The sequence below is a fragment of the Nocardioides sp. 503 genome (assembly GCF_004522095.1).
Classification (GTDB): domain Bacteria; phylum Actinomycetota; class Actinomycetes; order Propionibacteriales; family Nocardioidaceae; genus Nocardioides.
This window is the reverse complement of sequence record NZ_SPUI01000006.1, coordinates 165485-186572: the sequence shown is the minus strand read 5'-3', so window position 1 is coordinate 186572 and position 21088 is coordinate 165485. Positions and strand designations below refer to the sequence as shown.

General features: G+C 73.4%; 20 protein-coding genes and 1 riboswitch. Of the genes, 3 read left to right on the top strand and 17 right to left on the bottom strand.

Features of this window, described 5'->3' with window-relative positions:
• The first annotated feature begins 66 nt into the window (after positions 1–66).
• On the top strand, positions 67–990 hold the full coding sequence (locus tag E4622_RS18360) for an aldose 1-epimerase family protein (RefSeq protein ID WP_134741698.1): 924 nt from the start codon (positions 67–69) through the stop codon (positions 988–990).
• Here E4622_RS18360 and E4622_RS18355 read toward each other — a convergent pair.
• The 8 genes from E4622_RS18355 to E4622_RS18320 form a co-directional block, all read right to left on the bottom strand.
• On the bottom strand, positions 955–1425 hold the full coding sequence (locus E4622_RS18355; RefSeq protein WP_134741697.1) for a PH domain-containing protein: 471 nt from the start codon (positions 1423–1425) through the stop codon (positions 955–957). The two genes, E4622_RS18360 and E4622_RS18355, sit on opposite strands and share 36 nt — an antisense overlap.
• A complete protein-coding gene (gene hisG / locus E4622_RS18350) occupies positions 1409–2257 on the bottom strand; it encodes an ATP phosphoribosyltransferase (RefSeq protein ID WP_134741696.1) in 849 nt (282 codons plus the stop codon). Before hisG ends, E4622_RS18355 begins: the two co-directional genes overlap by 17 nt.
• A 19-nt stretch (positions 2258–2276) precedes the next feature.
• Positions 2277–2540, bottom strand: a complete 264-nt coding sequence (locus E4622_RS18345) for a phosphoribosyl-ATP diphosphatase (protein WP_134741695.1) — start codon at positions 2538–2540, stop codon at positions 2277–2279.
• Between the two features lie 92 nt (positions 2541–2632).
• On the bottom strand, positions 2633–3121 hold the full coding sequence (gene ribH, locus E4622_RS18340) for a 6,7-dimethyl-8-ribityllumazine synthase (protein ID WP_134741694.1): 489 nt from the start codon (positions 3119–3121) through the stop codon (positions 2633–2635).
• Positions 3121–4365: a bifunctional 3,4-dihydroxy-2-butanone-4-phosphate synthase/GTP cyclohydrolase II gene (locus E4622_RS18335; RefSeq protein WP_134741693.1), complete on the bottom strand. Its 1245-nt coding sequence runs from the start codon at positions 4363–4365 to the stop codon at positions 3121–3123. Before E4622_RS18335 ends, ribH begins: the two co-directional genes overlap by 1 nt.
• Positions 4362–5018 (bottom strand): riboflavin synthase, encoded by a 657-nt coding sequence (locus E4622_RS18330; RefSeq protein WP_134741692.1) that lies wholly within the window; start codon positions 5016–5018, stop codon positions 4362–4364. The genes E4622_RS18335 and E4622_RS18330 overlap by 4 nt, the downstream gene beginning before the upstream one ends.
• Positions 5018–6073, bottom strand: a complete 1056-nt coding sequence (gene ribD, locus E4622_RS18325; protein WP_245156104.1) for a bifunctional diaminohydroxyphosphoribosylaminopyrimidine deaminase/5-amino-6-(5-phosphoribosylamino)uracil reductase RibD — start codon at positions 6071–6073, stop codon at positions 5018–5020. The genes E4622_RS18330 and ribD overlap by 1 nt, the downstream gene beginning before the upstream one ends.
• Before the next feature lie 77 nt (positions 6074–6150).
• A riboswitch (FMN riboswitch) is annotated at positions 6151–6309 on the bottom strand.
• A gap of 72 nt (positions 6310–6381) precedes the next feature.
• Positions 6382–6822, bottom strand: coding sequence for a helix-turn-helix domain-containing protein (locus E4622_RS18320; RefSeq protein WP_134741691.1), 441 nt, complete (start codon positions 6820–6822; stop codon positions 6382–6384).
• A gap of 131 nt (positions 6823–6953) precedes the next feature.
• Between E4622_RS18320 and E4622_RS18315 the strand changes: the two genes are divergently transcribed.
• Positions 6954–7847: an aldo/keto reductase family oxidoreductase gene (locus tag E4622_RS18315; RefSeq protein WP_245156103.1), complete on the top strand. Its 894-nt coding sequence runs from the start codon at positions 6954–6956 to the stop codon at positions 7845–7847.
• A 205-nt stretch (positions 7848–8052) separates the two neighbouring features.
• Here E4622_RS18315 and rpe read toward each other — a convergent pair whose 3' ends face one another.
• Positions 8053–8715 carry a ribulose-phosphate 3-epimerase gene (gene rpe, locus E4622_RS18310; protein WP_134741689.1) on the bottom strand — a complete coding sequence of 221 codons (663 nt, stop codon included), beginning with the start codon at positions 8713–8715 and terminating at the stop codon, positions 8053–8055.
• A 310-nt stretch (positions 8716–9025) separates the two neighbouring features.
• Between rpe and ggt the strand changes: the two genes are divergently transcribed.
• Positions 9026–10711, top strand: a complete 1686-nt coding sequence (gene ggt, locus E4622_RS18305) for a gamma-glutamyltransferase (protein ID WP_134741688.1) — start codon at positions 9026–9028, stop codon at positions 10709–10711.
• 12 nt (positions 10712–10723) lie between these two features.
• Here ggt and ligD read toward each other — a convergent pair whose 3' ends face one another.
• The 8 genes from ligD to metK all read right to left on the bottom strand — a co-directional run bounded on the left by ligD (position 10724) and on the right by metK (position 21068).
• Positions 10724–11689: a non-homologous end-joining DNA ligase gene (gene ligD, locus E4622_RS18300; protein WP_134741687.1), complete on the bottom strand. Its 966-nt coding sequence runs from the start codon at positions 11687–11689 to the stop codon at positions 10724–10726.
• Between the two features lie 17 nt (positions 11690–11706).
• On the bottom strand, positions 11707–13086 hold the full coding sequence (locus E4622_RS18295; protein ID WP_134741686.1) for a transcription antitermination factor NusB: 1380 nt from the start codon (positions 13084–13086) through the stop codon (positions 11707–11709).
• Positions 13079–13495 carry an MmcQ/YjbR family DNA-binding protein gene (locus tag E4622_RS18290; protein WP_134741685.1) on the bottom strand — a complete coding sequence of 139 codons (417 nt, stop codon included), beginning with the start codon at positions 13493–13495 and terminating at the stop codon, positions 13079–13081. Before E4622_RS18290 ends, E4622_RS18295 begins: the two co-directional genes overlap by 8 nt.
• Positions 13492–14472: a methionyl-tRNA formyltransferase gene (fmt, locus tag E4622_RS18285; protein ID WP_134741684.1), complete on the bottom strand. Its 981-nt coding sequence runs from the start codon at positions 14470–14472 to the stop codon at positions 13492–13494. Before fmt ends, E4622_RS18290 begins: the two co-directional genes overlap by 4 nt.
• Positions 14472–15017 (bottom strand): peptide deformylase, encoded by a 546-nt coding sequence (gene def, locus E4622_RS18280; protein ID WP_134741683.1) that lies wholly within the window; start codon positions 15015–15017, stop codon positions 14472–14474. Before def ends, fmt begins: the two co-directional genes overlap by 1 nt.
• A 29-nt stretch (positions 15018–15046) precedes the next feature.
• Positions 15047–17083 (bottom strand): primosomal protein N', encoded by a 2037-nt coding sequence (locus tag E4622_RS18275; RefSeq protein WP_134741682.1) that lies wholly within the window; start codon positions 17081–17083, stop codon positions 15047–15049.
• A 54-nt stretch (positions 17084–17137) separates the two neighbouring features.
• Entirely contained in the window at positions 17138–19693 is a 2556-nt protein-coding gene (locus E4622_RS18270; RefSeq protein WP_167736155.1) for a M4 family metallopeptidase, read from the bottom strand.
• Positions 19694–19865: 172 nt separating this feature from the next.
• Positions 19866–21068 carry a methionine adenosyltransferase gene (gene metK / locus E4622_RS18265; protein WP_134741680.1) on the bottom strand — a complete coding sequence of 401 codons (1203 nt, stop codon included), beginning with the start codon at positions 21066–21068 and terminating at the stop codon, positions 19866–19868.
• Positions 21069–21088 lie beyond the last annotated feature (20 nt).

Genomic DNA, 21088 nt, shown 5'->3' with positions numbered 1-21088 from the left:
CGGGAAGGTTGCTGCGCCACCACCTCGACCCACGGTGCTCGGCCTCCCAGGTCCTAAGGTGTCCCCATGGTGGCGCCGAGCGGGGAGCAGTTCGAGATCGCAGGCGGCGGCTACCGCGCCGTCGTCACCGAGAGTGGGGGCGCCCTGCGGGAGCTGAGCTACGGCGCCCGGCCGCTCCTGGACGGCTTCGCCGAGGACGAGATGTCGGCGGGCGGCCGGGGTCAGCTGCTGATGCCGTGGCCCAACCGGATCCGCGACGGGCGCTACGAGTTCGGCGGCGTGGAGCACCAGCTGGCGCTGACCGAGCCGAAGCGGCACAACGCCTCCCACGGCCTGGCCCGCTGGGTCGCGTGGACGCTCGAGGAGCACACGCCCCACTCGGTCTCGCTGCAGTACCGGCTGATGGCGCAGACCGGCTACCCGTGGACCCTCGACCTGCACGTGGTCTACGACCTCTCGGCCGACGGCCTGACGGTCACGCAGACCGCCACGAACATGACACCCGCGCCGGCGCCCTACGCGTGCGGCGCGCACCCCTACCTCACGGTCGGCCCGGGGCCGGTGGACTCCTGGGAGCTGACCCTGCCGGCGGCCACCCGCAGCATCACCGACGACCGGCTGCTGCCCGTCGCACGCGAGGGCGTCGACGGCACGCCGTACGACTTCCGGGTGCCGCGCCCGCTCGGGTCGACCGTCCTCAACGGCACCTTCACCGACCTGGCCCGCGACGACGAGGGCGTCGCCACCACCGTGGTGCGTGACCCGGCCACCGGCAACGCGGTCGCGCTGTGGGTCGACGAGCACGTGCCGTGGCTGCTGCTCTACACCGCCGACGACGTCCCGGCGACCGCGCGCCGCTCGCTGGCGGTGGAGCCGATGACCGCCGACGCCGACGCGTTCCGCTCCGGGGTCGACCTGGTCACGCTGGAGCCCACCGGGGACGTCGGCGACGAGCTATCGGTCTCGTGGGGCATCCGGGTGGTCGACTAGCCTCCGCAGCTCGCGGACGGCGGTGCGGGCGCGCTGGCCGTCCGAGCTCTGGATCGCCATGACCGAGACGGTGGTGCCGTCGGTCAGGTCGAGGGTCACCCACGGTGCCCCGGGGGGCAGGTGGACCGAGATGATCTGCGCCCAGGCGTAGGTGCGGCTGCGGTAGCCGTTGACCACGAGCAGCCCCTTCTCGTCGGCGACGGCACGCGAGCGGGTCAGCGCGTAGATGGCCGAGCCGATGAGCAGGCCGAGGGCCACGACGGTGCCGCGCTGGAACGGCGTGACCGAGGCGCGGGTCTCGTCGTCGAAGCCGACCCAGAGGAAGACCATCATCAGCACCAGGACCCCGCCGGCCACGGCGCCCGCGATGCGGGGGCCGAGCGGCCGCCAGGTCCGGGGCAGGCTGACGCCGGTCGGGTCAGAGCCGGCAGGCATGGATGTCCGTGGTGAGGATGCCGCGGGCACCGATGCTCCACAGCTCGTCCATCAGTCGCTGGGCGCCTGCGCGCGGGACCATGGCCCGCACGGCCACCCAGCCCTCGCGATGCAACGGCGAGATCGTGGGGCCCTCGATGCCCGGCGTGAGCGCCACCGCGGCGGAGACGTGCCGCTCCTCGATGTCGTAGTCCATCATCACGTAGCTGCGCGCGGTGAGGACGCCGTCGACGCGGCGCTTGAACGTGTCGAACCCCTCGGGCACGTCGCCGGTGCGGGTGATGAGCACGGCCTCGGACTGCAGGATCGGCTCGCCGAACGTCTCCAGGCCGGCGTGGCGCAGGGTGCTGCCGGTCTCCACCACGTCGGCGATGACGTCGGCCACCCCGAGCTGGATGCTGCTCTCGACGGCCCCGTCGAGCCGGGTCACGCTGGCCTCGATGCCGCGCTCGTCCAGGAACGCCTGCACGATCCCGACGTACGACGTGGCGATGCGGGTCCCGGCGAGCTGGGCCAGGTCGGTGTAGCGACCGGCCGGCCCCGCGAAGCGGAACGTGCTGCGGCCGAAGCCGAGGTCCAGGGACTCCACCGCGCTCGCGCCGGAGTCGAGCAGGAGGTCGCGGCCGGTGATGCCGACGTCGAGGGTGCCCTCGCCGACGTAGAGCGCGATGTCGCGCGGGCGCAGGTAGAAGAACTCGACGCCGTTCTCGGCGTCGGTCAGCGACAGCTCCTTGGAGTCCGAGCGCTGGCGGTAGCCGGACTCGCGCAGGATGTCGGACGCGGACTGGGACAGCGACCCCTTGTTGGGGACCGCCACTCGCAAGAGGGACATGAGGTGCCGGTGCTCCTGGTCAGAGGTGGGCGTAGACGTCGTCGAGCTCGATGCCGCTGGCCAGCATGAGCACCTGGGCGTGGTAGAGCAGCTGGCTGATCTCCTCGGCCGTGCGCTCCTTGCCCTCGTGCTCGGCGGCCATCCAGGACTCGGCGGCCTCCTCGACCAGCTTCTTGCCGATGGCATGCACGCCCGCGTCGAGCTCGCGCACGGTGCCGGACCCCTCGGGACGGGTCCGCGCCTTGTCACTCAGCTCGGCCCAGAGCTCGTCGAACGTCTTCACGGGCCTCAGCCTACGGTCAGGGGGCGGTCGGGCCCGACGGCGGAGGGGTTTCGAGACAGGCGCCGAGGCGCCTTCCTCAACCCCTCGGGGACTCAGCTCTCGTAGCCCCGGCGGACGCGGCGCAGGGTCTGCGCGGTCAGGAGCGCGGCCGAGGTGGCCTCGTAGCCCTTGTCCTCCGCCGAGCCCTCCAGGCCGGCGCGGTCCAGGGCCTGCTCCTCGGTGTCGCAGGTCAGCACCCCGAACCCGACGGCCGTCTGGTGATCCAGCGCGACGCGGCCGAGGCCGTCGGTCGCGGCGTTGCAGACGTAGTCGAAGTGCGGGGTGCCGCCCCGGATGACGACGCCGAGCGCGACGACCGCGTCGTAGCCCTGGGCGGCCAGGGCCGCGGCGACGACGGGCAGCTCGAAGGTGCCGGGCACGCGGACGACGACGGGCGCCTCGACCTCGTGGGCGGTCAGGGCCCGCTCGGCGCCGGCGATGAGGCCGTCCATGACCTGGGTGTGCCAGCTCGCCGCGACGACGGCGACCCGCAGGTCGTGGCAGTCGACGGGCTGGTGGGTGGGTGCTCCGTGGCCGCTCATCAGATCGCTCCTTGGTCGAGGTCGGGCAGGTGGTGTCCCATGCGGTCGCGCTTGGTCAGCAGGTAGGCCAGGTTGTGGTCGTTGGGGTGCGGGGTGAGCGGCACCCGCTCGGCGACCCGGATCCCGAAGTCCTCGAGGTTGGTGACCTTGTCGGGGTTGTTGGTCATCAGCCGCACGCTCTCGATCTTCAGGTCGCGCAGGACCTGCGTCGCCGTGCCGTAGTGGCGCGCGTCGGCCGGGAGCCCGAGGTCGAGGTTGGCGTCCACGGTGTCCCGGCCGCCGTCCTGGAGCTGGTAGGCCTGCAGCTTGGCGACCAGGCCGATGCCGCGGCCCTCGTGGCCGCGCAGGTAGACCACGACGCCGCGGCCCTCGGCGACGATGCGGTCCAGCGCCTCGTCGAGCTGGGGGCCGCAGTCGCAGCGGTCGCTGCCGAACACGTCGCCGGTGAGGCACTCGGAGTGCACGCGGGTGAGCACCGGCTCGGAGCCGCCCACGTCGCCGTGGACCAGCGCGATGTGCTCGCTGCCGTCGACGGTGATCCGGTAGCCGTAGGCCGTGAAGTCGCCGTGGCGGGTGGGCAGGCGGGTCTCGGCGACCCGCTCGACGAGGTTCTCGTGGCGGCGCCGGTAGCGCACGAGGTCGTCGATCGAGATCATCGCCAGCCCGTGCTCGTCGGCGAACGCGCGCAGCTCGGGGGCCCGCTTCATCGTGCCGTCGTCGTTGACCACCTCGACCAGCACGCCGGCCGGGGTGAGCCCGGCCAGGGTGGCCAGGTCGACGGCGGCCTCCGTGTGGCCGCGGCGCACCAGCACCCCGCCCTCGCGGTAGCGCAGCGGGAAGACGTGCCCGGGCCGGGTGATCTCCCAGGGCTCGGTCGCCGAGTCGGCCAGCACCCGCGCGGTGTGGGCGCGGTCGGCGGCCGAGATGCCGGTGCTGACGCCGTCGCGGGCGTCGACGGAGATCGTGTACGCCGTGCGCAGCTTGTCCTTGTTGTGCGGCGTCATCAGCGGGATCTCGAGCCGGTCGAGCATGTCGGCGGGCATGGGCACGCAGATCACGCCGCTGGAGTAGCGGATCGTGAACGCCATCAGCTCGGGCGTGGCCTTGCTGGCGGCGAAGATGATGTCGCCCTCGTTCTCGCGGCCCTCGTCGTCCACGACGACCACGGCCTTGCCGGCGGCGATGTCGGCGATGGCGCGCTCGATGCTGTCGAGGCGCACCCCGGCGTGCTCGTGCTCGTTCATGACTGCTCCTTGCTGTGCTGCGGGTGTCCCGACGAGTGCTGGGAGACGTGCTGGGTGGGCTGCTGGTAGGCCGCGAGCAGCTTCTCGACGTGCTTGGCGATGATGTCGACCTCGAGGTTGACCCGGTCGCCCGGCTGCCGGGAGCCCAGCGTGGTGCGCGCCAGGGTCTCGGGGATCAGGCTGACCGTGAACGTCGTGTCGCGCGCCTCGACCACGGTGAGGCTGACCCCGTCGACCGTGATCGAGCCCTTGTCGACCAGGTAGCGGGAGAGCTCGGCCGGCATCTCGATCTCCACGACCTCCCAGTGCTCGCTGGGCGTGCGGCTCACGACGTGCCCGACGCCGTCGACGTGACCCTGGACGATGTGGCCGCCCAGGCGCTTGTCGGCGGTGACGGCCCGCTCGAGGTTGACCCGGTCGCCGGGTCGTACGCCCTGCAGGCTGGTCTTGTCGAGGGTCTCCTGCATGACGTCGGCGGTCCACTCCACGCCGTCGTGCGAGACCACGGTGAGGCAGCAGCCGTTGACCGAGATGGAGTCACCCAGCCCGGCGTCGCTCAGGACGGTGCGGGCCGCCACGGTCAGACGGATCGCGTCGCCCTGGTCCTCGACGGCGCTGACGGTGCCGAGCTCCTCGACGATTCCGGTGAACATCAGGTGTGCCTCTCGTTACGGGGTCTCGGGGTCACGGGTGTGGGGGTCAGCGTCAGGCGGACGTTCGGCTCCTCGCCGTCGACGCCGGGCAGGACGGTGATGTCGGTGACCCGGGGACGCAACGCCTCCCCGATCGTGGTGATTCCGAGGTCGCCGACGGCGCTGCGGCCGGCGCCGAGCAGCATCGGCGCGACGTAGACGACGATCTCGTCGACCAGGCCCGCGGTCAGGAACGCCGCCGCCAGGGTCGGTCCGCCCTCGAGGAAGACGTGCTGACGGTCGCGGCCGAAGAGGTCGGCGAGCGCGGCACGCGGGTCGCGGGTGCGCAGGTGCAGGTCCAGCCCGTGGTTCGGGTCGAGGTCGCGCTCCCCCATCACCACGCGCAGCGGCTGGTGCTCCACGGGTCGGTCCTCGTCGTCGCGCACGGTCAGCCGGGGGTGGTCGACCTCGACCGTGCCGGTGCCGACGAGCATCACGTCGCACCGCGCGCGGAGCCGGTGGGTGTCGCGTCGGGCCGCCGTGCCCGAGACCCACCGCGACGTGCCGTCGGCGGCCGCACTGCGGCCGTCGAGCGTCGCAGCGAACTTCCAGGTCACGAAGGGCCGCTGCTCGCGCTGGGCGAGCCGGTAGACGCCGGCGAGCGCGTCGGCCTCCGCCGCCATCAGCCCCGCCTCGACCTCGATGCCCGCGGCCTCGAGCCGGGCGCGTCCTCCGGCGGCGACCGGGTTGGCGTCGCTCTCGGCGAAGACCACGCGCCGGACACCGGCCGCGACCAGCGCCTCCGTGCAGGGGCCGGTGCGACCGGTGTGGTGGCAGGGCTCGAGAGTCACGACCGCCGTGGTGCCGCGCGCGGCCTCCCCCGCACGGGCCAGCGCATCGGCCTCGGCATGTGGCGTCCCGGGCCCGCGGTGGTAGCCCTCGGCGACCGTGGTCCCGTCGTCGGCGAGCAGGACGCACCCGACGCGGCGGGTGTCGGCGACCATGGGCACGCCCGGAGTGGCCGCGAGCTCGAGCGCGCGCGCCATCGCCGCCTGCTCGGCTGCCGTGAAAGTCATGTCCTGCCCTCGGGTCCGTACGCGGACTCCGGGGACGGCGACGCCCGGCGCACCACCTGCTCGTGCGTCGAGGTCACCTGCGTGCGCTTCCCATCCGGACTTTCACCGTCGGTCCAGGACTCACACCTGGTCAACCGGTCACTGGCTGTGACCGGGTCGCGGACTTCCGAGCGAGGCGCGGACGCCTCGAACGGTTCACCGCCGGCTCGGAATTACACCGACCCCAGAGCACGCGAGTGGTTAGCTCGTCAGGGACAAGCCTGCCACATCCGCGCAACGGCAGCTCGAGGTGCCCGCCAGGTGAGCTGCTAGCCGGACTGCTCGTCGTACGCCGTCCGCCGCTCCAGCACGTCGGTCACATGGGTCTCCGCCCAGGCCTTGAGCGTGCGCATCGTGACGTGCAGCGAGAGGCCGAGGTCGGTCAGCTCGTAGGAGACGGTCACCGGCACCGTCGCGACGACGGAGCGGGTCACCAGGCCGTCGCGCTCCAGGGAGCGCAGCGTCTGCGTGAGCATCTTGGGGCTCACCCCGGCGATCTGGCGGAGAAGCTCGGAGTAGCGCATCGAGCGGGACTCCCCGCGCTCGCCGGCGCGCGACGGGAAGGAGCCGCCGCCCAGGGCGCAGAGCACGAGGCCGACCCACTTGTCGGACAACCGCTCCAGCAGCTGACGGCTCGGGCAGACCGCGAGGAACGCGTCGAACTCGCTCTTCGCCTGAGCCCTTCTCTGGGCCGCCGTGGTCGTCGCCATGCCTCGCCACCTCTCGTCCGGCCACCTCGGTGACCAACGCACTTGGAAGTGCCTACTTCCCGATGGGTACCAACACTCCCATAGTGATCTCATCGGGCGGCGATCGCCACCCACTGACGAGAGGCCCACTGTTGAGCACGTCGCGCACCACCGTCCCCACCACGACGCTTCCGGGCGGCACGTGGTCGCTGGGCGACCTCGCCGTCACACGCTTCGGCTACGGCGCCATGCAGCTGGCCGGCCCCTGGGTCATGGGACCTCCCGCCGACCACGACGGCGCCCTGGCCGTCCTGCGGGACGCCGTCGCGCAGGGCATCACCCACATCGACACCAGCGAGGCCTACGGGCCCCACGTCACCAACCGGCTGATCCGGGAGGCGCTGCACCCCTATCCCGACGCGCTGCACCTCGTCACCAAGGTCGGCGCCGACCGCGACGCGCAGGGCGGCTGGCCGACCGCACGGCGCCCTGAGGACCTGCGCCGCGGCGTGCACGAGAACCTCGACACCCTCGGGCTCGAGGTCCTCGACGTGGTCAACCTCCGTCTAGGGAATGCCGACGGCCCCCAGCCGGGCTCGTTGGCCGAGGCGTTCGAGACGCTGGTGGCGCTGCAGCAGGAGGGCCTCGTCCGACACCTCGGGGTCAGCAACGCCACGGCCGAGCAGGTCGTCGAGGCGCAGTCCATCGCTCCGATCGTGTGCGTGCAGAACATGTACAACCTCGCCCACCGCCACGACGACGCCCTCGTCGACCGCCTCGCCGAGGAGGGCGTCGCCTACGTGCCGTTCTTCCCCCTGGGTGGCTTTACCCCCCTGCAGTCCCACGCCCTCTCGACCGTGGCCGCCAGGCTGGACGCCACGCCGATGTCGGTCGCCCTCGCCTGGCTCCTGCAGCGCTCGCCCAACATCCTGCTGATCCCCGGCACCTCCCAGGCCGCCCACCTGCGGGAGAACGTCGCCGGCGCGGGGCTGAGCCTCTCCCCCGACGACCTGCGCGAGCTGGAAACGATCGGCCGGCAGACCTGAGCATCCCGAGCGAGCGGCCCGGGCAACCGGATCGGTCCTCAGCGTCGGCGGCTCAGGCCCCAACCCGACCTGGCCACGCTCGACCGGCATGGGGTGGCGACCAACCGCCGACACGGAGTGCAGGTAGACGCACCACCAGTCACACCAGCCCCCACGCCAAGGCTGCCGCGCTTGCCCGGCGGCGCGGCGTAGCCGTGACCGCGGCTCAGGCGCGCGCAGCCTCGGCAGCGGCGCGCAGCTCGGCGACCATGCGGTCGGGGTCGTCGGCGGAGTAGACGGCCGAGCCGGCGACGAAGGTGTCGGCCCCGGCCGCGGCGCAGCGCTCGATGGTCTCCAGCGAGACACCGCCGTCGACCTGGAGCCAGGTCTCGATGCCGTGGCGGTCGAGCATCGCCCGGGCCGCCCGGATCTTGGGCAGGCACAGGTCCAGGAACCTCTGGCCGCCGAAGCCGGGCTCCACGGTCATGATCAGGAGCATGTCGAGCTCGGGCAGCAGCTCCTCGTAGGGCTCGATCGGCGTCGCCGGGCGCAGCGCCATGCTCGCCCGGGCACCGCCCGCGCGGATCTCCCGCGCCAGGCGGACCGGGGCCCTGGCCGCCTCGACGTGGAAGGTCACCGACGCGGCTCCGGCCTCGACGTACGCCGCGGCGTTGCGGTCGGCGTCCTCGATCATGAGGTGGGCGTCGATCGGCAGGTCGGTGGAGCGCACCAGCGCCTCGACCATCGTCGGACCGAGCGTCAGGTTGGGCACGAAGTGGTTGTCCATCACGTCGACGTGCACCCAGTCGGCGCCCGGGATGCGGGCGACCTCCTCGCCGAGCCTGGCGAAGTCGGCGTTGAGGATGCTCGGCGTGATCTGGATACCCACAGGTGGATCCTAGGGCTCGGCGAAGCGTGCGGTGCTCGACAGTCCCGCATGCGGCAGGCAGGGTGGGGCACCGCACATCACCAGCCGGCACCTCACTCGGGAGGCACCTCGATGAACCCCACCCCTCAGCGCCCACTGCACCGGCCGCTGGCCGTGCTGTCGGCGTTCGCGCTGGCCGCCGGCCTCGCCGCCACGTCGACAGGCCAGGCCACCGCCTCCTCGGACGAGGGCGGCGACGCGCGCACCAGCGTCCGTCCCCCCGTCCGCCCACCGGCGAAGACGGCCACGAGCCGGGGCCTACGGCGGCGCCGTGTCCAGCGTGGACCCCTACGCGAGCCGGGTCGGCCTCGCCGTCCTGCGCCGTGGCGGCAACGCGACCGACGCGGCAGTCGCCATGGCCTCGGCCCTGGGCGTGACCGAGCCCTACAGCGCGGGCGTGGGAGGCGGCGGCTACTTCGTCCACTACGACGCGCGCACCAAGCGGGTCCAGACCATCGACGGGCGCGAGACCGCGCCACGACGGATGCGGCGCGACGCCTTCATCGACCCGGCCACCGGGGACCCCTACCCGTTCACTCCCGAGCTGGTCACGAGCGGCGTCTCGGTGGGCACCCCGGGGACCCCGATGACCTGGCAGCGCGCCCTGCGCAAGTGGGGAAGCTGGTCGCTGCCCCGGGCGCTCGCCCCCTCCGTCAAGCTGGCCCGCGACGGCTTCCGCGTGGACCAGACGTTCCGCCAGCAGACCGACGACAACCGCGAGCGCTTCCAGGCGTTCCCCGCCACCCGGCGCCTGTTCCTGCCGAAGGGACGGCTGCCGCGCGTCGGGTCGACGTTCCGCAACCCCGACCTGGCCCGGACCCTGGAGCGGCTCGGCCGCCTCGGCGTGCGCGACGGCTTCTACCGCGGCCCCCTGGCACGCCAGATCGCCCGCACCGTGCAGCGGCCGCCGAAGAGCCCGCGCACCACGCTGCCGGTGCCGCGCGGGTCCCTCTCGGTCCGCGACCTGCGCGACTACCGCGTGCGCGAGCAGCGCCCGACCAAGATCCGCTACCGCGGCTACGACGTCTACGGGATGGCGCCCTCCTCCAGCGGCGGGTCGACGGTGGGCGAGGCGCTCAACATCCTGGAGCGCTACGACCTGCGCGCCATGGACGACGCGAAGGCGCTGCACCACTACCTCGAGGCCAGCGCGCTGGCGTTCGCCGACCGGGGCAGGTACGTCGGTGACCCGCGGCGCGTGAAGGTGCCGCTGGCGCGGCTGCTCAGCGACAGGTTCGCCGCCGAGCGTGCCTGCGCCATCGGCGACACCGCCATCGCGAAGCCGACCGCGGCGGGCGACGTCGGCGACTACGACGGGGTCTGCGGACCCACCGAGGCCGGCGCCCCCGAGCAGGACACCGAGAACATCTCCACGACCAACCTGACGGTGGCCGACCGCTGGGGCGACGTCGTGGAGTACACGCTCACGATCGAGCAGACCGGCGGCTCGGGCATGGTGGTGCCCGGTCGGGGTTTCCTGCTCAACAACGAGCTCACGGACTTCTCGACCGTCTACGACGCCGCCGACCCCAACCGGATCCAGCCCGGGAAGCGTCCCCGCTCGTCGATGTCGCCGACGATCGTCCTCAAGAACGGGCGGCCCTACCTCGCGCTCGGCTCCCCCGGCGGCTCGACGATCATCACCACGGTCCTGCAGATGCTGGTCAACCACCTCGACCGCGGCATGAGCCTGCCGGCCGCGATCGCGGCCCCGCGCGCCTCGCAGCGCAACACCGCGACCGTGACCGCCGAGCCGGACTTCATCGCCCGCTACGGCCCGCTGCTCGAGGGCACCTACGGCCACGACCTGGTGCCCTCGGGCGACGGCCTGACCAGCGCCTCCGACATCGGGGCCGCGACCGCGATCCGCTTCCTGCGCGGGGGGCGGATGGTCGCGGTCGCCGAGCCGGAGCGACGCGGCGGCGGCGCGGCGTACGTCGTGCGGCGCCGTCGTTGACGGGCCGACCGGCTAGTCCTCGGGCGGCTCCTCCGGCGTCTCCTCGCCCTCCCGCTCGTCGCGGTCGGCCCACTCGAGCAGCGGCGCGATGTCGAAGACGTCGCCGTCGATGCCCTCGTGCAGGTCGCCGAGCTCGGCGAAGCGCGCGGGCATGGTGAAGATCGTGAAGTCGTGCGGGTCGCAGTCGTCGACCTCGTCCCAGCGGATCGGTGCCGAGACCCGGGCGTCGGGGACCCCGCGCACGGAGTACGCCGCCGCGATGGTGTGGTCGCGGGCATTCTGGTTGTAGTCGACGAAGAGCTGGTGGGGGTCCCGGTCCTTGCGCCACCACGTGGTCGTGACGTCGTCGGGTGCGCGACGCTCCACCTCCCGGGCGAACGCCAGCGCGGCGCGGCGCACGGCCTTGTGCCCGTGGTCGGGCCGGATCCGGACATAGACGTGCATGCCCGACCCGCCGCTGGTCTTGGGGTAGCCGACGGCCCCGAGCTCGTCGAGCACCTCGTGGGCCACGTGGGCCACGCGCTTGACCTGGGCGAAGTCCGAGAGCGGGCCGGGGTCGAGGTCGATGCGCCACTCGTCGGGGCTCTCGGGGTCCGCGCGCCGGCTGTTCCACGGGTGGAACTCCACGGTGGACATCTGCACCGCCCAGATCACGCTGCCCAGCTCGGTGACGCAGAGCTCGTCGGCGGTGCGGTTCCACCGGGGGAAGTGCAGGCGGACGGTCTCGAGCCAGGGCGGCGCTCCCTGCGGGATGCGCTTCTGGTGCACCTTGTCGCCGGCCAGGCCCCGGGGGAAGCGGTGCAGCATGCAGGGCCGCTCGTAGAGGGCGTTGACGATGCCCGGGCCGACCGCGAGGTAGTAGTCGACGAGGTCGGCCTTGGTGGCGCCGCTGTCGGGGAAGTAGACCCGGTCGGGGTTGCTGACCCGGATCACCCGGTCGTCCACCTCGATCTCGAGGGACGGGGACTTCGCGGCCATGCCCCAGACCCTACGGCTCAGACCTTGCGGAACAGCGCCATGAACATCGCGTCGGTGCCGTGGCGGTGCGGCCACAGCTGAACCGTCCCGGGCAGCGGGCCGTCGCAGTCCGGCACGTCGGGCAGCAGCGCCCGGGCGTCCTCGAGGACGACGTCGTCGCGCAGGCGGAGCACCGAGGTGACGACGTCGCCGGTCTCGGCGCGCACCGGGGAGCAGGTGGCGTAGAGCACGAGTCCCCCGGGCCGCGTCGCCTCGATGGCGGCGGCCACGAGCTGGCGCTGGAGCAGCACCAGGGTGAAGAGGTCGTCGGGCTTGCGCCGCCAGCGCGCCTCGGGTCGGCGTCGCAACGCCCCCAGGCCGGTGCACGGGGCGTCCACCAGGACCCGGTCGAGCTGTCCCGGCCGCAGCGGCGGCGTGGTGCCGTCACCGGTGACGACGCCGACGACGCCTGCGGACCCTTCGAGGTTGCGCGCGACCAGGCGCGAGCGGTGGTGCTGGCGCTCGAGGGCCACCAGCCCGGCGCCGCGCTCGGCGGCCAGCGCCGCCAGCAGCGCGGACTTGCCGCCCGGGCCCGCGCACAGGTCGAGCCACCGGCGGTCGGCGCCCTCGATCGGCGCGGCGGCCATCAGCGCGGCGACCAGCTGCGAGCCCTCGTCCTGGACGCCGGCGCGACCCTCGGCCACCGCCGGGACCGATCCCGGGTCACCGCCCTCGAGCACGACGCCGTAGGGCGAGTAGGCCGTCGGCGTGCCGGGGAGCTCGGCGACCGTGGCGCGCCCCGGCCGGGCGACGAGGGTGACCTTGGGGGCGACGTTGTCCGCGGCCAGCACGGCGTGCAGCTCGGCCTCCCCGACGGCCTTGCGCAGCTCGTCGACGATCCACACCGGGTGGCTGAACGCGACGGCGGCGTAGCGGCTGGGCGGCTTGGGCGGCGCCACGCGGGCGATCCAGGTCTCCAGGTCGTGCTCGGAGACGCGCCGCAGCACGGCGTTGGCGAAGTTGCCGGCGCCCGAGGTGCCCTTGGTGCGGACCAGGGTCACCGAGGTGCTGATCGCGGCGTGGTCGGGCACCCGCATCGAGAGCAGCTGGTGGGCGCCCAGGCGGAGCGCGTCGAGGACCTTCTCCTCGATCTTGCGCAGCGGCCGGTCGGCGCAGGCGGCGATGATGGCGTCGTAGGTGCCGCGCAGGCGCAGCGTGCCCGAGGCCAGCTCGGTCGCGAAGGCGGCGTCGCGCGCGTCCAGCCGGTAGTGGCGGATGACGGCGGGCAGCACCAGGTTGGCGTAGGCGCCGTCGACGCGGACGGACTTGAGCACCTCGTAGGCCGCCAGGCGCGACGCGTCGACCTCGGGGCGGGGCGCGACTCCGCGCGGACGCCGGGCTCCCCGGGTCTCAGGCATCGCCGAAGTGCTGACGCACGAGTGTCGTGGGGGCCTTGGAGGCCCAGGCCTCGGTGATGACCTCGGCGAGCTCGTCGCGGGTCAGCTCGCCCAGGCGGGACTGCTGCACCAGCACCGCGTCGTAGCCCCGGAAGTGGTCGATGGTGAAGAACGGCAGGTCGGGGTCGGCGACCAGCGCCTCCTTCTCGGCCGTGCCCGGGGTCATGATCACGAGCAGGTCGTCGTAGGGCTCGCCGGTCTCGGGGTCCAGGGCGCTCTTGTGGGGAGCCCGGAAGAGCAGGAACCCCTTGCCCTTGCCGCCGGCCGGCACCTTGTAGGTCGGGCGGTCGCCCCAGGACGTGCCGAGCTCCACCTCCGGCAGGCTCCGGCAGATGTCGTCGACGTCGGCGGGGGTGGCCGGCCGGCTCATGTGTCCGGGCCGTCGTGGTGGGCCGCGTCGTGGGCGGCCTCGTCCTGCGGAGCCTCGTCGCCGAGCCGCGCCCCGGACTCGAGCCGGGCGCCGCGAGCCCAGTCGGCGGCCGGCATCTGCTTCTTGCCGAACGGCTGCACCGGGCCCAGCACCACGGCGTGGGTGGCGGTGCCGACGAGGACGTGGCTCTTGCGGATCGCGAGCTCGCCGGGCGGCAGCTGCTCGTCGACCACCAGCACCGGGCCGATCTTGATCCGCTGGCCCTCGTGGAGGGACCAGGCGCCGGGGGCGGGGGTGCAGGCGCGGATCTGGCGCTCGAGCAGGTGTCCGGGCACGGCCCAGTCGACGCGGGCGTCCTCGACGGAGATCTTCGGCGCGAACGACACGCCGTCCTCCTCCTGCTCGCGGGCGACGATCGAGCCGTCGGCCAGGCCGTCGAGGGTCGCCACGAGCAGTCCCGCTCCGCCCTCGGCCAGCCGGCCGAGGAGGTCGCCGGCCGTGTCGTCGTCGCGGATGCGCTCGGTCATCACGCCGTAGGTCGGGCCGGCGTCCATGGCCTTGACGATGCGGAACGTCGTCGCGCCGGTGACCTCGTCGCCGGCCCAGATCGCGTGCTGCACGGGGGCGGCGCCGCGCCAGGCCGGCAGGCACGAGAAGTGCAGGTTGACCCAGCCGTGCGGTGGGATGTCCAGGGCCGACTGCGGCAGCAGCGCGCCGTAAGCCACCACCGGGCAGCAGTCGGGCTCGAGCGCGCGCAGCGCGGCCTGGAAGTCCGGGTCGCGCGGGTGGTCGGGCTTGAGCACCAGCAGCCCGAGCTCCTCGGCGCGCTGCGCCACGGGGCTGGCGACGAGCCGTCGGCCGCGACCCGACGGGGCGTCGGGGCGGGTGACGACGCCGACCAGCTCGTGCCCGGACTCGGCCAGGGCATCGAGCGAGGGCAGGGCCACCTCGGGGGTGCCGGCGAAGACCAGGCGCATCAGATGCCCAGCCCGCGGGTCGCGTGGGGGCTGACCTTGACCGTCGGCCGCTCGAGCCCGAACCACTCGGACTCACGGATCTCGCGCATGGCCGCCTTGCGGGCCTCGGTGTCGAGGCGGTCGATGAACAGCACCCCGTCGAGGTGGTCGGTCTCGTGCTGGATGGCGCGGGCCAGGAGGTCCGAGCCCTCGATCGTGACCGGCTCGCCGTGCATGCTGAAGCCCCGCGCGACCACCGAGAGCGCGCGCTGGCACTCGTAGGTCAGCTCGGGCAGGGACAGGCAACCCTCGGGCCCGTCCTGGAGCTCGGTGGACAGCTCGAGGGACGGGTTGACCAGGTGACCGAGCTCGCCCTCGACGTGCCAGGTGAACACCCGGAGACCGACGCCGATCTGGGGAGCAGCGAGCCCGGCGCCGGGAGCGTCCAGCATCGTCTCGGTGAGGTCCTCGACCAGCCGGCGCAGCTCCTTGTCGAAGTCGACGACCTCCACTGCGGGCTTGCGCAGCACGGGGTCTCCGAAGAGCCGGATGGGCTGGATGGGCATACCGCCAGTCTAGTGAGGTCCGGGGACGGCTAGAGACTGACGGGGTCCACGTGGATGCGTACGGCGTCCAGCTTGCGCGCGCTGCGCACCCGCTGCAGCTCGCGCAGGGCCGTCGAGAGCGCGGCTCCCTGTGCCCGCGGGACCCGGACCACCACCCGGCTCTCCTCGTCGCTCAGGTCGACCGGGCCGAGCACCTCGGCGCTCTCCGGCGCCGACAGCAGGGTCACGGCGTCGTCGACGGCGCCGGGGTCGCCGCTGATCGTCGCCAGCCGCGAGGCCGGCGGCAGGTGGGCCTCCTGGCGCTGCACGGACTCGCGCTCGGCGAAGCCGGGCGGGTCCCACCGCACCAGCGCCTGGATGGCGGGGTGGGAGGGGTCCCCCACGACGAGCGCCTCCCCACCCGGGCGCACCAGCCCCACGGCGTTGCACCAGCGGCGCAGCGCCTCCTCCTCGGTGCGCAGGTCGGTGCGGCCGAGCAGCAGCCAGGTGTCGAGCAGGACCACGGCGGCGTAGCCGCCATGGGCGACCGGTTCGGCGCCGGGTGTGGCCACCACGATGGCGCGGTCGTCGTCGACGTCGGCCAGGACGCGGTCGCCCGACGAGGTCAGGACCCGGACGCCCGGGAAGGCCCGCCCGAGCTCCTCGGCGGTCCGGGCGTCGCCCAGGACCGGGGCGCGCAGCCCCCGGTGGCCGCACACCCGGCAGGACCAGGCCTCGTCGGGGGTGCCGCACCAGCGGCAGGCCGGAGGCGCCGTGGGGCCGCCCAGGGCCAGCGGCCCCTGGCAGACGGTGCACCGGGCCGGCTCGCGGCAGCGCTCGCAGGCCAGCGAGGTGACGTAGCCCAGGCGTGGCGTCTGGACCAGCACCGGACCTCGCTCCAGCGCCCTGCCCACGGCGTCGTGGAGCTGGCGCGGCATCCGGCTGGTGCGGGCGTGGGGGTCTCGGTCGAGCTCCCACTCGGTGGCGCCGGTGACGCTGACGGTGACCGCACCCCGCAGCGCCGGGCGGTCCGGGGCGAGCTCGTGGGCCCAGCCCGTGCGGGTGAGGTAGGCCGCCTCGACGCTGCGGGCGAAGCCGCCCAGCAGCACCGCCGTCCCCTCACGCTCGGCGCGCAGCAGCAGCGTCTCGCGCACGTGGGGGTAGGGCGCGCGCGGCTCGCTGTGCAGGTCGTCGCCGTCGTCCCAGAGGACGACCAGGCCGAGGTCGTGCACCGGGGCGAACGCCGCCGCGCGGGTGCCGACGACGATCCGCCGCGCGCCGCGGCTGACCGCGAGGAACTCGCGGTAGCGCGCCGCGGGGCCCCGACCCGCCGTCAGCGCGACGTGGTGGCCCTCCCCCAGGCGGTCGACCAGCGCCCGCTCGAGGCGGGCGACGTCCTTGCCGTCGGGGACGCACAGCAGCACCCCACGGCCGCCGGCGTAGGTCTCGGCGGCGGCGTGGGCCAGCAGGGCGGGCCAGTCGGCGCCCGGCACGGCGCCCCACACGGCGCGAGGCGACGCGCCCTCGCGCAGGTGGCGGAGGTAGGCGCCGGCGAGGGGGTGGTCGGACCAGCCCTCGGGCGCCGCCGGCAGCTCGCCGACGGGAGGGGCCGGCGGCGAGGGCTCCTTCTCGGCGGTGGCGTGGCGCGGCGGGACGGCCAGCCGCAGCACGTCGGAGCGCGACCCGGCGTAGCGCTCGGCCAGGTCGTCGGCCAGCGCCGCGACCGCCGGCGAGAGGACCGGCTCGGCGCTCACCAGCCGGCGCAGCGGGGCCAGGACCCCGAGGTGGTCCGACGTGGCGCCGCGCCCGACGACCAGGCCGTCCAGGTCCTGCCCCGCGAAGCGCACCTTGACCCGCACCCCCGGACGCACGCCGTCGTCCATCGTGGCCGGCACGGCGTAGTCGAAGGGGCGGTCCAGGTGGGCCAGCGGCACGTCCACCAGCACCCGCGCCACGGGGTCGACCTCGGCCACCGGCGCGGCGGCCACCGTGCGCGCCCGGCTGGCTCGCGCCTTGGCCTGCGACGCCTTGACGGTCGCCCGCACCATCCCCGGCAGCAGCTCGGGCTGCTCCTCCGGTGCACTCATGCCCAGAGTTCTACCAGCGTCCGTCGACGCTCCCGCCGCGCCGGTGCCAGCCTGCTACCTGCGGACCTTCCTCGTGGGACGGGAGACCACGACCCTGGTGGTGTGGCCGGTCTTGGTGCCGGTCACGCGGACCGTGAGCTTCTTGCCCCGGTCGGCCGCCTTGACCTTGTAGGTCCTCCCCCGGGCACCCGGGATCACCTTGGCTCCGCGGAACCACTGGTAGGTGAGCAGCACGCCGGCGGGTCGCCAGGTGCCGGGGACGGCGGTGAGCACCTTGCGGACCTTGGCGACCCCGCGGATGGTCGGCGCCGGCGCCACCAGGGTGCCGGGCTCGCAGGTGTAGACCTCGATGTCGTCGAGGTACCAGCCGTACACGGCGTACTGACCGTCGCTGCGCTGGGTGAACTGCGGCTTGACCGAGCGGCCCGCCAGGCTGCTCAGGTCGAGCCGGCTGCGGACCCAGCCGAAGCTGTCCCCGCCGAACGCCTTCTTCCCGGCGTGCGGCTGCGGCACGGCCTGGAACTGGCTCAGCGTCCGGTGGGGCCCGTTGACCCAGGGCATCGCGGCCGCGTCCAGTGGCTCGGCCGCCGTCCCCAGGTCGTCGACCTCGACGGTCCCCCCGTCCTGGTAGGCGCCTTCGTACCAGTCCTGGACGTACCAGCCGTTGAAGCTCAGATAGCTCTTCTTCCCCGCCGGCAGCACGACCGGGGCCGCCGTGACGAGGCTGGACGTGCGGATCGACGGGGAGTCGATGGCGAACCACGAGTCCTTGCCCGAGGTGGCGTTGCCGGGGTAGTCACCGGGGGCGCGGGACCAGGTGCCGTCCGGGGTGCTGGGGACGAGCTTGTCCGTCGGCGTCCCGGTCTCGCTCGAGAAGAGCACCCGTCGCACGTTGCCCGCCGGGCACGCCACGGACGCGTCCGGCCGCTGCGGCGCCTTGGGCGGGGTCGTGGTCAGCTCGGTCGCGACCCCCGCCTGGTGGACCTCGGCGCAGTCGGTCGCGGTGAAGCCGTGGGTCCCGACCAGGTCCTGGCAGCTCTGGTCGAGCACCCGGGCCAGGTCGGCGTAGTCGCTGCCGGAGGTCAGTCCCTGGATCGCGGCGAGGTAGAGCCGGGCGGTCTTGTTCAGGTCTGCGTCCGCGCCGTCGATGCCGGTGACGGTCTGGCCGTTGAAGGTGCCGCCCTGGGAGATGAGGTACGCCGTCTTGTTGCCGACCCCGCTGTTGGTGTGGACCCCGCCGCGGTCCCTGTAGTAGTCGAATCCGATGTCGCTGGTGTACAGCGTGCTCGTCATCTTGTCCGGCTGCTCGAAGGCCGGCGGGTTCCTCAGGTCGCGGATGGCGCCGACGTCGGGCGGCAGGTCCTCGCCGAGCTGCCAGTCGCCGGGTGCGTCCGTGCCGGCCCCGTTCCGGTGGTCCACGATCTCGCCCATGATGTCCGCGAACGACTCGTTGATCGCACCCGACTGGCCCCAGTAGAGGAGGTCGGCGTTGCGTTGGATCACGCCGTGCGTGATCTCGTGGCCGACGACGTCGTCCGCGCTGGCGTAGCCCTCGCCGTAGTACATCTCGGTGCCGCTCCAGAAGGCGTTGGCATAGGGGTTGCAGCCGGCGGAGCCGGTGAAGCACCAGCGGACGGTGCTCGCGAGCTTCTTCACCCCGGAGACGTCCTTGCCGACCAGTGCGGTGAGGTCGATCCCGAGGGCGGCGTACATCTCCGAGACGTCGCCGGCGTAGTCGTAGGCCAGGTTGGCGTCGGTGAGCCCGACGGCGGCCTCACCCTCGCTGCGGATCGGCGCGGTGCAGGGCACGGCGTCCACTCGCTCGACGCTGTTGTTGTCGCAGACGATCCGGTCCAGCGCGTGCGCGACCTGGTCGACGTCCATGACGACGGCTCCGGTGAGGTCGTCGACCAGCACCAGGCGCCGTACGTCGGCCCCGTTGCCGACCTCGAAGCGCCACACCCCGCGGGCGCCGTGCTCGGTGCGGGCACCCAGGAGCGCGGCGTCGAACAGCCAGCGGCCCTCGTCGGCGACCTGCAGGCCCTCGCGCCGCGACGAGCTCTGGGCGGCGGCCAGCGCGGCGTCCGCCGCCGTGGCCTCATCGACCAGGGCCTCCGGGACGCCCGTGCTGGTGCTCATGGTGGACAGCATCGAGGCCAGGTCGCCTCCGGGTCGCAGGCTGACCACGACCTCGCCACCGAGCACCGGCAGCCCGCCGACCTCCTGGCGGTAGCGCACCGCGTCCTGGCCCGTGGCCGAGCGGACCTGTGCGGTCGGTGCGAGGTGCGTGCCGGCCCGGTCGGCGCCGAGAGCGCTGCCGTAGCGGTCCAGGTGCGCGCGGGCGGCCGTGGCGACCGGCGTACCGTCGTCGACGCGGGGGTTGTCGATCCCGCCACCGGCGGGCGTGCCGACGAAGCTGACCGCTCCGGGACGCCCGACCAGCGTGACCGCGTCCGCCGCCTCGGCACGGAGCCGCTCGACGGCCGACCGGCCACGGTCACCGGGGTCTGCTGGGGCGGCCTGGCTGCCGCCGGTCAGGACCGCGAGCTGCCCCCCGGTCAGCACCGCCAGGGCCAGGGCCCCCGTGGACCATCTGCTGTGCACGCGCATCGCCGTCTCCCGTCCGACCGTATGGCCGGGCGGCCATGGTGCGCAGCCTAGGCAGCGACCGTGACCAGTTCCCATGGCCCGAACGGGTCATACGACGGGGAGGCGGTCACCGGGCGGAGAAGACGTCGACCCGTCAGAAGGTTCCTGACGGGTCGACGGTGCGACGGGTCGCTCAGGCGTTGATCACTGCCTTCAGCGCGTCGGCGCGGTCGGTGCGCTCCCACGTGAACTCCGGCAGCTCGCGGCCGAAGTGGCCGTAGGCCGACGTCTTGGCGTAGATCGGGCGGAGCAGGTCGAGGTCGCGCAGGATCGCGGCGGGGCGCAGGTCGAAGACCTCGAGCACGGCGGCCTGGATCTGCTCGTCGGGCACGATGCCGGTGCCGAAGGTCTGCACGAAGACGCCGACGGGCACGGCCTTGCCGATCGCGTAGGCGACCTGGACCTCGCAGCGGCGGGCGAGCCCGGCGGCGACGACGTTCTTGGCGACCCAGCGCATGGCGTAGGCGGCCGAGCGGTCGACCTTGGAGGGGTCCTTGCCGGAGAAGGCGCCACCACCGTGGCGGGCCATGCCGCCGTAGGTGTCGACGATGATCTTGCGGCCGGTCAGGCCGGCGTCGCCCATGGGGCCGCCGACGACGAAGCGTCCGGTCGGGTTGACCAGCAGGCGGTAGCCCTCGGAGGGCAGCGAGAACGTCGCCAGCACGGGGTCGATGACGTGCTGCTTGATCTCGGCCTCGAGCTTGGCGAGGTCGGTCTCCTCGGAGTGCTGGGTGGACAGCACGACGGTGTCGATGCGCACGGGCCGGTCGGCCTCGTCGTACTCGATCGTGACCTGGGTCTTGCCGTCGGGGCGCAGGTTGCTCATCGTGCCGTTCTTGCGGACCTCGGTGAGCTTCTCCGCGAGGCGCTGCGCGATCACGATCGGCAGCGGCATCAGGACGTCGGTGTCGTCGCAGGCGTAGCCGAACATCAGGCCCTGGTCGCCGGCGCCGCGCTGGTCGAGCTCGTCCTCGGAGGAGCCGACGCGGGCCTCCAGGCCCTGGTCGACGCCCTGCGCGATGTCGGAGGACTGGGCGCCGATGGCGACCTGGACGCCGCAGGACGCGCCGTCGAAGCCCTTCTCGGAGGAGTCGTAGCCGATGTCGAGGACGGCCTTGCGGACCAGGTCGGCGACTGGGGCGTAGGCGTTGGTGCGCACCTCGCCGGCCACGACCACGAGGCCGGTGGTCAGGAGGGTCTCGACGGCGACGCGGAGGTTCTCCTTGTCCGTGTCGTGCTCCATCAGGTAGTCCAGGACGGTGTCGCTGATCCGGTCAGCGATCTTGTCCGGGTGCCCCTCGGTCACGGACTCCGAGGTGAAAAGACGTCCAGCCACAGTGCAAACTCATTCCCGCT